Origin of the sequence: Escherichia sp. MOD1-EC5495 (genome assembly GCF_002965965.1) — a bacterium.
Taxonomy (GTDB): domain Bacteria; phylum Pseudomonadota; class Gammaproteobacteria; order Enterobacterales; family Enterobacteriaceae; genus Escherichia; species Escherichia ruysiae.
Genome location: NZ_PTRI01000020.1, coordinates 16,282 through 30,516, shown reverse-complemented (window position 1 = coordinate 30,516; position 14,235 = coordinate 16,282). Strand labels below are relative to the sequence as shown.

General features: G+C 43.1%; 9 protein-coding genes. 3 read left to right on the top strand and 6 right to left on the bottom strand.

Annotated features, from left to right (window positions below; translation table 11 throughout):
• Positions 1 to 1,009 precede the first annotated feature (1,009 nt).
• The 3 genes from BEG40_RS16235 to BEG40_RS16225 all read left to right on the top strand — a co-directional run bounded on the left by BEG40_RS16235 (position 1,010) and on the right by BEG40_RS16225 (position 5,598).
• Entirely contained in the window at positions 1,010 to 1,786 is a 777-nt protein-coding gene (locus BEG40_RS16235; protein ID WP_032226235.1) for an ABC transporter permease, read from the top strand.
• The gene (locus BEG40_RS16230; RefSeq protein ID WP_105285757.1) at positions 1,783 to 2,454 is read left to right on the top strand and encodes an ABC transporter ATP-binding protein; all 672 of its coding nucleotides are present in this window, start codon (positions 1,783 to 1,785) and stop codon (positions 2,452 to 2,454) included. The genes BEG40_RS16235 and BEG40_RS16230 overlap by 4 nt, the downstream gene beginning before the upstream one ends.
• 231 nt (positions 2,455 to 2,685) lie before the next feature.
• Positions 2,686 to 5,598, top strand: coding sequence for a glycosyltransferase (locus tag BEG40_RS16225; protein WP_105285756.1), 2,913 nt, complete (start codon positions 2,686 to 2,688; stop codon positions 5,596 to 5,598).
• 411 nt (positions 5,599 to 6,009) lie between these two features.
• On the opposite strand, the gene BEG40_RS16220 is transcribed toward BEG40_RS16225, so the two are convergent.
• The 6 genes from BEG40_RS16220 to BEG40_RS16195 form a co-directional block, all read right to left on the bottom strand.
• Positions 6,010 to 7,245 (bottom strand): capsule polysaccharide biogenesis protein, encoded by a 1,236-nt coding sequence (locus BEG40_RS16220; RefSeq protein ID WP_105285755.1) that lies wholly within the window; start codon positions 7,243 to 7,245, stop codon positions 6,010 to 6,012.
• 34 nt (positions 7,246 to 7,279) lie between these two features.
• Positions 7,280 to 9,307 carry a capsule polysaccharide biogenesis protein gene (locus BEG40_RS16215; RefSeq protein ID WP_105285754.1) on the bottom strand — a complete coding sequence of 676 codons (2,028 nt, stop codon included), beginning with the start codon at positions 9,305 to 9,307 and terminating at the stop codon, positions 7,280 to 7,282.
• A complete protein-coding gene (kdsB, locus tag BEG40_RS16210; protein WP_105285753.1) occupies positions 9,304 to 10,044 on the bottom strand; it encodes a 3-deoxy-manno-octulosonate cytidylyltransferase in 741 nt (246 codons plus the stop codon). The genes BEG40_RS16215 and kdsB overlap by 4 nt, the downstream gene beginning before the upstream one ends.
• A 9-nt stretch (positions 10,045 to 10,053) precedes the next feature.
• Positions 10,054 to 11,730, bottom strand: coding sequence for a polysaccharide biosynthesis/export family protein (locus BEG40_RS16205; RefSeq protein ID WP_010348153.1), 1,677 nt, complete (start codon positions 11,728 to 11,730; stop codon positions 10,054 to 10,056).
• 23 nt (positions 11,731 to 11,753) lie between these two features.
• Positions 11,754 to 12,902, bottom strand: a complete 1,149-nt coding sequence (locus BEG40_RS16200) for a capsule polysaccharide export inner-membrane protein kpsE (RefSeq protein WP_000905918.1) — start codon at positions 12,900 to 12,902, stop codon at positions 11,754 to 11,756.
• A gap of 71 nt (positions 12,903 to 12,973) precedes the next feature.
• Positions 12,974 to 13,957: a KpsF/GutQ family sugar-phosphate isomerase gene (locus tag BEG40_RS16195; RefSeq protein ID WP_001298261.1), complete on the bottom strand. Its 984-nt coding sequence runs from the start codon at positions 13,955 to 13,957 to the stop codon at positions 12,974 to 12,976.
• Positions 13,958 to 14,235 lie beyond the last annotated feature (278 nt).

Here is a 14,235-nt window from a genome sequence, read left to right as displayed (position 1 = left end):
GATACGAGTTCTCTCCTGAAGCAGCCCCGCGTCCTATAAATATGCTTAAGTGTGGCAATACATCATGAATATTAATAGATGTAATGAATCATTGAGTGGCAATTGATAGGTCAAAACATATAGGATAATTCTTGTGTGATCTGTATTTTGTGTAGCCTGGAAATTACTAAAATTCCTGGAGACAATCAGAAAGGAAATTTTAAGTAAGCAAAATAATTTCCACAGAAACTATCCGTCGATTTGAAACAATGTCTGCTCAGGTATATCTACTGAGGGATAGTGCTGGCTGTAACGCTGGTTAAAATAAACGCGATAAATAATCAAGACATATATTTTAATCGACAACAATAATTGCTGCTGGAATTATTCCTGCGACTTAAATAACATTGTTTAAATGTGACGAATATCACAAATATGACCGCAAAGAGGGGGCTGAAGATATAAATAAGAAGTACATGAGTGAATTTTAAATAGGGAAATAGTTTCTCGGTAAATAATTGATTGGTAATAAATTCGTGCGTTCTGGTGTGAAACAGATTGCAGGTGTTGTTACGCCTAAAATTTATAGGTGGTGTTATAATCCAGTAGTTAACAGTAAAAGCAAAAATAATTTCTTGTGAAATTAAAAGCTCATTTTTGAATAAGTGTGTTCCGGAGTAATCCAGAACGCATGGTGCTTTACGTCTTTTTTACCCATACAGGCTAAGCAAAAAGAGTTACGCATAATTTCCTGAGAAATTAACTCTACATTCTAAAACGGCCAGTTTTCTGAAATGACCAGAAGACCGAATACATTCATGCCTGAAGAATGGATTAGAAGAAATGAGACGGAAATAGATTAATTTATCCCTGCGGAAATAATTTCTGCTGAAATTGTTTGCGGCTATTAAAAAGTCAAACCGTCTGAACGTATTTTATCCAATTACAAACAAGTATTACCTCCAGTGTATTGGTAGCTGTTAAGCCAAGGGCGGTAGCGTACCTGAAGAGATTAGGATCACATCATCAAATGGCAAGAAGTGGATTTGAAGTCCAGAAAGTCACCGTAGAGGCATTATTTCTACGAGAAATACGAACACGTTTTGGTAAGTTTCGTCTGGGGTATTTGTGGGCGATTCTCGAACCCTCTGCGCATTTGCTGATACTGTTGGGCATTTTTGGTTACATTATGCACCGCACGATGCCAGACATCTCGTTCCCGGTGTTTTTACTTAATGGCCTGATTCCCTTTTTTATCTTTAGCAGTATCAGCAATCGTTCTGTAGGTGCTATTGAAGCGAACCAGGGACTGTTTAATTATCGTCCAGTAAAACCCATCGATACGATCATTGCGCGCGCTCTGCTTGAGACGCTGATTTACGTCGCTGTTTATATTCTGCTTATGCTCATTGTCTGGATGGCAGGCGAATATTTCGAGATAACAAATTTTTTACAACTTGTGGCCACCTGGAGTCTGCTGATCATACTTTCATGCAGCATTGGCTTAATATTTATGGTCGTTGGTAAAACCTTCCCCGAAATGCAAAAGGTTCTACCGATACTTCTTAAGCCCCTTTATTTCATCTCCTGCATCATGTTCCCTCTGCACTCAATTCCTAAGCAATATTGGTCTTATCTTCTCTGGAACCCATTAGTACATGTGGTGGAGTTAAGTCGCGAGGCCGTTATGCCTGGCTATATTAGCGAAGGCGTGAGTCTGAACTACCTAGCAATGTTTACATTGATAACCCTGTTCATTGGTCTGGCGTTATACCGAACTCGTGAGGAGGCAATGCTGACATCATGATTAAGATTGAGAATTTGACGAAGTCATATCGTACGCCAACGGGGCGACACTATGTGTTTAAGGATTTAAACATTGAAATCCCTTCAGGAAAAAGCGTTGCCTTTATTGGTCGTAATGGTGCAGGTAAATCAACGTTACTGAGAATGATTGGTGGCATTGACCGCCCCGATAGCGGAAAGATCATCACCAATAAAACGATATCATGGCCAGTCGGCCTCGCCGGTGGATTTCAGGGAAGTTTAACCGGACGCGAAAACGTAAAATTTGTTGCGCGGTTATACGCAAAGCAAGAAGAACTGAAAGAGAAAATTGCGTTTGTCGAAGAATTTGCCGAACTCGGCAAGTACTTTGATATGCCGATCAAAACTTACTCATCTGGTATGCGATCTCGCCTGGGTTTTGGTTTAAGCATGGCATTTAAGTTTGATTATTATATCGTCGATGAAGTAACCGCAGTCGGTGATGCCAGGTTTAAAGAGAAGTGCGCCCACTTATTTAAAGAAAGGCATAAAGAGTCTAGCTTTTTAATGGTTTCACATAGTTTGAATTCATTGAAAGAGTTTTGTGATGTGGCGATTGTGTTTAAAGACGATAATGCGGTTGGGTTTTTTGAGGATGTTCAGGAGGGGATAGAGGAGTATATAGAAGGAAAACTTATTTTATATTAACATATTCATATGTTTTTTAATCATGCGCCTGAAAGTTGACTTAATAAAAATATATAATTTATCTTCTCTTGATGATAAAACTACAAGAAATGACTGAGTTTTTTGTTTGCAACAATAAAAATTATATAAATAGTTAATGGGGCAACTTGTTATTTGTTCAGCGCGTTTGATTTGCTAATTGAAATGCTATTTTCTACTATAAATGTCGAGTTTGTTTCCTAGAGGTAAAGAATGAAGAATATTTTAATAGTAACCCCGGAAATCCCATATCCAGCATTTAAAGGGAATCAAAACAGAATTCATCAAACAATCAAACTGCTGGAATCATTAAATTGTAAAATATCACTGGCAATACTTAACTCAAATCAAAAAGAACGGAAAAGCATTGATGTAAAGAAAGATGTTTTAAAAGCTTATAAGTTATCTGATGTAATTGTAAAAAGGCATCCTAAATTCTCAAAAGATAATGTTTTTTCGGCATTAAAAAAGATAGATGAGAGTCTTTTTGGGGCGGACAGGATTTGTACGCAAGAGACTTGTCCATATACATTTAAAAAAGTTGTAAGGAAATATATAAAAACTAAGTCACCCGATTATGTAATTGTTAATTATTTGAAACTATCCGATGTAATTCCACGAGGTTACAAGGGGAAAACAATAGTTGATACACACGATTTTGCTACAGAGATAATGAAAGGAGCCCTAAAGATAAAACCAAACGATAGATTTGATCTCGCTAAATTTGAAAAAAGTGAGAGAAAATGTATTAATAAATTTGATACAGTAATAGCAATTAATCCAAATGAAGAAAAGGAATTCAAGCGTAGATTTGGCATCAAAAATACTGTGTTCATACCCGGATTTCATAACGTTAAAACATGTGTAAATAGAGACTCTAAACATAAATATGATATTTTGTTTGTAGGTTCTAGTTCACCATTTAATATAGAAGGATTCATGAAGTTCAATGCGAATGTTATACCGCAGCTTTCGAAACTACTTGGAAAAATGCCGTTGATCGCTGTAGCAGGAGATGTAAGCAATTGCGCAGCTATAAAAAAAATTAAAGGAAATCATATTAATCGTCTTGGTCGTGTTCCAGATCTATCAGAATGTTATAATTCAGCAAAAGTTGTAATCTGCCCAATACTCAACGGCGCAGGTATGAAAATAAAAGCCGTTGAGGCTCTTTCTTATGGAAAGGCAATGGTAACAACCACCTTGGGTTGTGATGGTATTAATATTAAAAATGGTGTTCATGCCATTATTGCAGATCAATGGCATGATTTCACTTCTGCGCTTTATGATATACTTACTCATAACGAGAAAAGAATACAGTTAGAAGAAAATGCACTGCAGTTAGCTAAAGATGAATATAGTTTCGAAAGTGTGGCTATAAAATGGAGGGAAATATTAGAACTACCTAGGGATAATATTTGTATAAAACAGGTAAATAGCATAAGAAAAACACCAGTTAATGAAAGTAAAACGCCTTCCCGTAAAAAAGCTTTAATTTTCGGTATGGATGCCAGATTATTAATGGATATAAATCTACATATTGCAATGGAATTAAGAAGACAAGGAGTTTTTAGTGAGATTGTGAAGGTCGAAAGCTCTCATAAAAATTTTTTCATGCAGCATGACTTTATAACACATTCACTAAAAGAAATGTTTACTAAAAAAAATAGAGATCTGGCAGAAGAGTGGTATAGGGAAAATCATGAACTTCCTATCGCAAAAATGAGCTATCGAGGAGTAAATATTGGAGTTGATATTTTAACCCATAAGAGAATGTTTCCAGAGCATTATGAGAAAGATAAATTTTCTAAATCAATAAAATATTGTATTCTTTTGATTGAGACATTGTTGAATCTTTGTGAGAAAATACGACCAGATTTTTTGGTAAGTTGGAATGGAAATGGACCTCATATGATATTCATTCCTAAAATTGTTGCAAAGATTATAGATGTTCCGGTTCTCTTTGTAGAAAGAGGGCTTCTGCCATCTACTTATCTTGTGGATTATCAAGGTGTTAATTTTAAAAGCTATCTTGCGGGAAGTTACATCGACATACCGCCAAACAATAAATTTCATTTCGCTGATAATTATATAAAAAACTTTTCTGATGCTAATGAGACGATTGTTAACACTAATGATTTGATCATTTCAGATAAACAAAGAATATTCCAAAAATTAAAAATTAAAAATAAAGGTTTTATTCTTTTTTGTGAGCAAATAGAAGGTGATTCCAATATAATTATAAATTCACCTAAATTTAAAAAAATGCGACAAGTGATTAATGAACTAATGCCCGTCGCAAAAAAATTAGGTTTTTCTCTTGTTATTCGCCCTCATCCTGAGAATAAAAAAAGGCAAATTGATTATCCGGCTGGATGCATAATTAACTCAGATATTAACCTACACTCCTTGCTTAAAGCTTCAGAGTTTAATGTGGTCATAAACTCTACGGTGGGTTTGGAATCTCTTATTTTGAATAAATTGACATTTGTACTTGGGAACAGTATTTATACGGGGAAGGGTTTTACATATGATGTTCGTTCAGGGGAGGAAATAATATCTATTTATCGTGAGTTTGCTCATCAATCAGATGATGAAAAATACGAGAAGGAGCTAAAGTTTAAATCTTTTTTAATATATTTGTTATGTAATTATTTAGTACATTATAAGGATTCATCATATGATGAAATCACATATGATATATTTGAAAATATTTTAATAAGGCTCGGATTTGAATATCGCTTAAAAACAAATCCTAAACAAACAAAAGCATGTCAGTATTTAGTTGGTGAAAAAAATAAAATTAATTTTATTTCTGGTGATGTTGCAATAATAAATACGGTTAATTCAAAAACAAAGTTGTATTACACAGGTGTTGATAGACCATCTTTTTCTATTTCTAAAATATTTGAAATTTATCCACAGTTGAACGTAAATAGCCCTGTGTGGTCCTGCAAGCCAAATAAAATAGAATCTTTTCTAAAAAGCAAAGAAAAAAATGAAAAAAATAGAATATTTATTATAATAATGGAGAATTCCAGCGAATATCTTTCCGACATTAAAGGGTGGATGAAAAAAAACAATCTGAAAGCAATATTTTTAGATGAGTATTTTACAGTGCAATAAATAACATTATTTTGCGAAATAAAAATAATTTTGGTCAATTGTAAAATATCCCGCCAAAGATACTGGTGGGATATTTATGATATAGGTTATTTAAAATACTAATAACCAAATGCGTATCGATAATTTTCAGATGACTAGTTTGGTGTTAATTTACCTATCCATTTTTATCGGTTAAATTCACATTGCATTTGAGAAAAGTGATTTATTTGAATGGTATGTTAAAACATCTTCATTGCTGCTGTTTTATATGAGTAATTATATTTTAATAGTTATATAGGATAGTGATTATAAAAGAGAGCAAGGCCATTGAAATAAATATTTATAATTGTATGTAGATTAAGATATGTAATAATAGATGCATTTATATGATTTATTGTAGGGTTTGTATTTAACTAGATAATACATGGGCTATTATCTGTTTTTTATTGCGAGATGTGTTTTATTTTCCACCATCATTCTGTTTTTAAAAAACCTTCCCCCATAATAAACCCCATTAACCTGCGTCTTCACCAATAAATACCCCCGAAACTTCTTAAACAGTTTCATATCCGGTTTAAAATCGGCCTGCCAGAACTGGTGCAAATGCCCTTGATACGTCAAGCCTTTGATGTCGTACAGGGCATTGCCCATCACTTTGAGTGGTTTGTTATGAATCAGCGCAGAGATCCCCGCCGTACTGTTAATCGTCACCACCGCTTTTGCATGGCGTAATAATTCCGGCATCGGGAGATCGTGCACATAAATGACGCGCTCACCTAAGCCATATTCCTTACTCAACCGTTTAATTAATGGTCGATAGAGTCTGTGACCACGATCCATTGGATGATGTTTGATCACCAAATAACTTTCTTTCGGCGCTTTACGCGAAAATGAGTACATGACTTCATTAATATAGTCACGCACATCGTTATAATTGCTGTGGTTACGAATCTGGCTATCGTTATATACCTGCAAAACGGCAAGATAATAACGCTGATCCAGCTCGTTCATTAACCTCGGCAATACCTTACGCTGTGTTACCTTGTAAAGTTGCTTGCGCCAGTATGCGCGAACCCAGCAACGTGCCTCATACCAGGGAGAAAACGATTTGTGATGGCGATAGCGAGGAAACTCATGACGGTAATGCCAGCCTATCAGGTAATACCACATCGCATGGCCAATACGTTTCATTGTTGAAGGTGTTAAGTTCTCAACATGCGGCGCAGGCATATCTGGTAACTTACGATAAAAATCCGGATCGCGCGGTAGCGATGAATATGCGTTCACTCCGCCTTCTTCAACAGTAATAAATTGCGGGCGTAAATATCCTTCTTCAAATGCCAGGAAGCGGATACCTTTCGACTTTGCCCAGCGTTTTGCTTCTTTATGCAATGGGCGGCAATCGCCAAAGCAGAGGATAGTGTCAAAGTCATATTGCCGGTGGAGATCTCGCAACCATCCGGGAAACTCTTTCGGTGTCTGGTAGTAAGCCAGATAATGTCGATGGCGGCAGTAAAAACGATCCCCACCGTTGAATACAACATTCACAGCGTTACGGCCTAATGACTCTAGCCACTCGGCAACATCACTGAAAAAGGGTCCCATTGGCCCCTGCAATAGCAGATATTTTTTACCGGATAATAAAACGGTTAGTGCATTACCTTGCATAAATAATTTGCGTAATAGTCAACTGTGAAATTGTTTAGCCAAATCTGACTTTGCAGAACATAATTAATTTGCGGTAATAGCGTATTACTCGCCCCGCTTTTTTTCTGGTAATAAACATCGGCTTGCGCGGCGTCTGGATCAAATATTCCGCCGCCTCTTCAACCGTAATAGGTTGTAGCCGTGTTGGGTGGATATAGGTTGGATAAACAATCAGCGCCTGATATAGCAGATCCGCTAACGTTAATTTTCGCTCGCGACGCGGGCAGCGATGTTCATCGACGGTTAAACCCCAACCGGCATAGAAAGGCAGGCCGTAACAATGTACGTGCTTGTCATGTAATAACGCTTCAAACCCCGACAGTGACGTCATGGTATGCACTTCATCTGCGCGCTGAATGCATTGAATAATATCTGCGTCCAGTGCCTGATAATCAGCAAGTTCAGCAGTCAGTTCTGCCGGAATATCGCCCTTGCGATTCCCCACCAGTACATCCGGGTGCGGTTTATAAATAATGTAAGCGTGTGGATTACGCTCGCGTACTGTGCGTAATAACTCAAGATTGCTCTTAATCGAGACAGTGCCTGTTTTAATAGAGGCATCGTCCTCTACCTGACCCGGCACCAGGATAACTGTTTTACCTTTGGCTTCGGCTGGTAGAGAGAAATCGGCTCCCAGGTTGTACTTACTCAGTTTGCTTTCAACCAGTCGCTGGCGTAATTTTTCCGCTCGCATCTTCTGCGCCAGCGTTAGCTGGCTATGATTCAGCAGCACTTCCAGATCGCTGGGGCGTGTGGCGTCATAGTAAATACCGCGTTTATCCAGCACCAGCGATAGCGGCGGCAGCAGGTCAGAGCCAAGTCCGGATGAACGCAGAAAACCATCTTCCATTCGCCATAATGGCAGTGATTTTCGCTGCGCTTCGGCTTGCCATTGTTGTTCTCCTTTTACACCCCATACCACGCAGGCGCTCGCCGCAGTACAGCGACGTGAAAAACTCAGCCGGTTTGTCGCCGTTCGTAAGAAAGGTTTCAGGATCGCCGACTTCCACAGCGTTAAGCCTGGCGCCCATAAATTGCCATTACGCTGCTGCTGATGGCGGCGTTGTAATTGCAGCCATTGCAGCACGGTAAACAGATCGCTTACTGCTCCCGTTTGCGGATCGATATAGCGACAGTAACGCAGGTATGCAGCGGCAAAAAGTTCTTCCAGCGTGGCAGAACCGCGTCGGGCAGATAACAAAGCGGACTGCGGATGACGATCGTCCGTTAACCCCCAGCCTGCATACCAGGGCTGACCGAAGCATGTCACTGGTTTTCCTGCCAGCAAGGCTTCAAAGCCGTACTGGGAGGTCTCGACGTAAACCCGGGAAACGTGTCGTAACAGCGACTGCGGACTGACATTCTCCGCAATCAAACGTACTCGTTGCGTGGCGCGCAGATCGGCGAAATAACCTGTTTTCTTTCCTTCCAGTACATCTGGGTGCACCTTCACCCAAATTGTCGCTTGAGGATTTTCCGCCATCGCGGCTTCCAGCATGGCGGCGAACTCATTCTGACCCGCATTACCATACGTCACTGACATATCATTAAATGTCTGATCGACAACCAGAACGATGTCTGAATGTTTTGACTCATCAGCCACAAACGCAGGCGCCAGATTATATTTCGACAAATCTTCGGTCACGATGGTGTGCATCGCTTCTCTGGCCTGATCTGCCAATGCTGCATTTCCGGCTTTATCCTGTACCAGTTTCTCCAGCGCCGAAGGCTTGCTGGCATCGTAGTAAATGCCGCAATCATCCACCACCAGAGAAAGCGGCGGCGCACCATTGACGCCAAGATCCAGTGAACGCACAAATCCATCTTCCAGACGGATGACCGGTTTTCCCGCTGCTTTGGCGATGGCGACTGGTTTCGCCGCGCTGGGGCGATGTCCCCACACGGCGATAGCATCAACTTCTTGCGGAACAGGGCGCAGCAGAGAAAGTTTCTGGCACGGTTGCGCCAGAAATTTCTCCAGATGTGGAATACGCCAGATGCCGGACGAGAAAATGCCAATCATGCGTTTTCAGCCAGTTCCTGTGCCATCAGGGCGCGCACTTTTTCAAGACATGCAGGGGTGTCAACGCCCGGACCGGTTGCGGCAACCTCAAACGTTCGAATGTTGATTCCCGCGTTCATTAACCGTAGCTGCTCCAGTGATTCCGCCTGCTCCGGCATGGACTCCGGTAACTGGCTGTAGTTTTTCAGCACATCGCGACGATAAGCGTAAATACCGACGTGTTTCAGATAGCGCGCTTTTTCAGCATTACGCGGATACGGAATCGGCGAACGGCTGAAATAAAGTGCATCATGGCGGGTATTCACCACCACTTTTACTGTGCTGGGCTCCGTCGCTTCTTCGGCAGAAATCGCGTGGCATAGCGTTGCCACCGGCAACACGGGATCGTCACGCATTCCTTGCAGCAGCGTTTCTACATCCTGCGGGCGAATCATAGGTTCGTCGCCCTGCAGGTTAATGTAGATATCTGCCTCGACTTTATGCATCACTTCGACCAGCCGATCGGTGCCGGATTCATGATCGGTACGCGTCATGATGGCTTTCCCGCCAAACGCCTGCACGGCCTGTTCAACACGCTGATCGTCAGTTGCCACCCAAACTTCTGCGACGCCCGCCACCTGTAACGCACGCTCGTAAACATGCTGGATCATCGGTTTACCAACAATATCGAGTAGCGGCTTACCCGGCAGGCGTGATGAGCCATAACGAGCCGGAATGACAATAACTGCTTTGCTCATTTCAACTCCTTACAACGACAGAATCACTTTTGCACCCACCGCCAGCTGATAGAGGATGGTGGAAATACCACGGGTAACTTCAATGTTTTTCGATTCATATTTCGGCAGAACCATAATCTCATCGCCCGGCTTGAGTGAATCCACATCTTCCGCGTTGACGGCGGCACCGTTCTGACGAATGACGATAATTCTGGCGTTACCCGATTTCTGCGTCAGGCCACCGCATTTCTCGATGTAATCCTCGGTGGTCATTCCCTTCTGCCAGCTCACCGCGTTCGGGAAAAGCACCTCGCCATGAACCATAACCAGCGATGTTTTCTCCGGAATATTGATGACGTCGCCATCTTCCAGCAGAACAGAATCAATATTGGATTCGTTGAGGATCACTTCACCTTTCGGAACCACGGTGCGCGCTTTCGCCACGAAGCGGCTGATCAGTTGCGCTTCCTGCATTCGCAGGCTGGCTTCTTCTTTGGTGGAGGACTGGGCAGAAAGTGACGCTTCCTCCAGCTTTTGCAGCGAGAGATTCAGCATCTCTTTCTGACGCTGAGCCACTGATGGGCGATAAAGCTGAACCGCGTTCATCTGCGACATGCTGTTCGGGCGGACTTTTTCCAGAACCGCACGCATGGTGGAACCATAAGGCAGTACCATGGCGTGTTCACCGGAGTGCGCGCCTTCAACCCGCACCTGAATGGTGCCGGCATAGCGGTCAGTGCTCACAATTAATGTATCGCCGTTCTGCAACATACGGCCTGGCGCAGAACTGATCGGATAGTATTCGCTACGTTTTTGCAGCCCCTGTTTACGCATAATCGTAATGTGCGTCGCACCAGGTTTAGGGCGCGCCCAGCTCAACGCTTCTGTTACAGGAATGCTGCTTTCGCGGAACTCAAAGTCGTAGCTGTTAAAGACATCGCCCTGAACGCTGAACGTATGTTGACGAGGCCCAACGATGATAGTGTCACCATCGGCGAACTGCGAAAGCCCCAGCTTACCGTTCAGCAGGAAGTCATACAGGTTGACGTTAGAGCGCACGCGGTTGCCGCGCTTGACCACAATATCAACGTAGCTCCCGCGCTCTGGATCAACGCCGCCAGCCTTGATCAGATAATTGAGTAACGAATCAGACGTCACGCCACCGTACAGACCGGGATTACGCACAAAGCCGGTCACGTACACTTTTACTGGCTGCGCCTGTAATAAGGAGGCGTAGACGTTGACGTTGGACTGGTACACTTCCTTTACTTTTGATGTAACCAGAGTGTTCAACTGGCTATTGCTAACCCCGGCAACTTTCACTGGACCAACGTTTGGCAGAAAAATATTGCCTTTGGGATCAATCTGTAATGCACCATCAAAGGTGAACGCACCCCATAAACGAACCTGAATGCTATCGCCCGGATTCAGAATATAGTCAGGGTTGAATCCCACTGTCGCACCGCTATCCGCGCTGGTGCCGTTGAAAAGTTGGGCACCAAACATACGGCTCATCACCACCGGCGGCGCTGGCGGTGGGGTATTGTCGAAGCCGCTCATGTTTTGCGTATCCGACTTCTGTCCGCTCAGAATACCGGGGAGTGGCGCTGCTCCTGTCAGGTTTGGGTCAGCGTTAATATCAATGGCCGCGCTGGCCTGCGCCGCGTGACAGGCGGCAATCAGTAAAATTGATTTAAATAATTTCATCACAAACTCATTCAGCGACAGCGTTAATCTCGGTGATCTTCAATAACAGCCAGCAATAGTTTCAGGGTGCCGAACAGCAGGCAGCACACCAGTAACCAACAGGCGATCAAATAAGGGATGTTTGGAAAAGACGATTCCTGCGGCAACTGTGGCGAACTGATAACCGACAGCACCTTGAGCTTACGAGCCGCTTCTACACGGGTCTTTTCAATGGAGGTCAGGGTCAGTTTGTACAGCTCGCTGTTGAACTCTACTTTTGATTTGATTTCTTCAAAATCCACTGCCATGCGGTTTAATTTGTCACCTTGTGGCGCCGTGATTTTGCTTTTTTCTTCGTCGATTTGTGCCTGCAATGACTGAATCGCATTACGCGCACTTACCACTTGTGGTGCATCTTCACGCAGATATGTCAGCAAGTTACGCAGGTCTGCTTCCATCTGGATCTTCTGACCCATCAGCGTATTGACTAACGTGCTCGCGGCCTCCGCCTGGGCTTGTGGATCCAGGACGTTGTTGCTGTCCTGATAAGAGAGCAGTTCCGCTTTGCTGGCATCCAGACGCTGGCGCGCTTTTTCCATCTCGCTTTCTGCAAAGGCAAGCTGATCGCGCGCAATGCGATGCGACATCTCATTGATAAAGCGTTCTGACTCTTTCAACACGGTCTGGTTAAATTTAAGCGCAAACTCCGGGCTAAAGCCCTGCGTCTGAATATTCAGCAATCCGGTCTTATCGTCATACGAAACGTTGATACGATCCTTGTAGTACTTGAGGAAGCCTTCTGCGGTTTCATCCTTGCTAAGATGATTAAGAAAATCGAGCCCGCTGTGGCTAAACGCTTCACGAAAATTCAGTTGCTTATCCAACGCCGCCAGCATATCCGGCGAGTTGATGTACTCTTTCAGATACAACGCATCTTCTGCGGAACTGGGGTTAGAGGCACCCAGAAGCAGACCAAAATTCAGGCTGCCGCTGTTTAAATCATCTGAGCGTTTAATGGCGACTTTCGACTCGCTCATATAGCGAGGCTGGCTGAAGATAGCCAGATAGATCAGCAGCACCGCCATCGGTGCCAGAATGATGATTTTCGCCAGGTGTTTTTGGATATCTGCCAGTGAGATGGCAGACAGACGAGCACGCATCCAGGATACGGCAGACTTCACTTTTATCAACATGTAACGATTATCAAAGTTTCAGTGGGGCGCAAACTCAATGAGAGACTAAACTCTCGCACCCCGTTGCTTAATTAGTCGAAAATGCGCACAAGGCCAGTGACTTTATTTGCCTTGTTAGTCACCAATAATGTTGAGACGCGGTGCTTTTGCATTTTTTCTTCCGCTTCAATGATCATGGTGTCTTCCGGTAGCGTCAGCGGTTCACGCGTCATCATCTGCGCAGCCGTGGCGGATGTCAGAGAATCCTCTTTTTCCATAAAGCGACGCAGGTCACCGTCGGTGATAATGCCCGCCAGCCCGCCTTCTGCGTCTTCTACCATCACCATTCCCTGGCATCCGCTGGTGATACGTTGAATCACGGTTTTAAATGACGCATCCAGTTGCACCGCAGGAACATCATGCTGCATGACATCCGCAACGCGGGTCAGCAGGCGACGGCCTAATGAACCGCCCGGGTGATAACGTGCAAAATCATTTGGCATAAATTTGCGCTGATGGATCATGGCAATAGCCAGCGCATCACCGATCGCCATGGTCAGCGTGGTGGACGTTGTTGGTGCAAGATTATTCGGGCAGGTTTCATTCGCCATGTGGAGTTCCAGCACGGCATCAGCATTTTTTGCCAGCGTGGAATTTCCATTATTGGTAATGGCGATAATTCGGTTGCCGAAATTTTTCAGTGAAGGAACCAGCTTGAGGATTTCATCCGTTTCGCCGCTGGCGGAAATAAGGATCAGGAGATCGTAGGGCGTAATCATACCCAGATCGCCATGGAATGCTTCTGCCGGATGAATAAAGAAACTCGGTGTACCGGTAGAGGCCAGCGTCGCTGACATTTTACGACCGACATGCCCTGATTTACCCATTCCCGAAAGAATAACGTGCCCTTTACAGTTCATTATCAAATTAAGGACACGCTGGTACTGCCCGGAATCCAGTTGTTTAGACAAGTTTTGTAATGCTGCGCCTTGTTCTGCCAGGGTCTGGCGAACAGAGGTAATTAAATATGGATCGATAGTACTGCTCTGGTCATCAGGTAAATGTCTTTCAGACATATCAGCTCCTTTGCACGGAAATAATGCCACAGTCACAACAAACCCGAACCCACAATAAATTATTGATATTAAATCAATGGGTTATAACGAAATATTTTTATGAATATAAAACCATGGTCAGCCCATGCGCTTATGCAGGGCTTATCACCTTCTTATTAAGTCGCAATGTCTCATGGGAGTGCGAAGATGCTGCAATATTACAGGCGAGAAGGGGGAACCAAATTTTGCCCACCTATTTAACACACCCCTACATTATGAACAAGGAATTTAGGATTTTT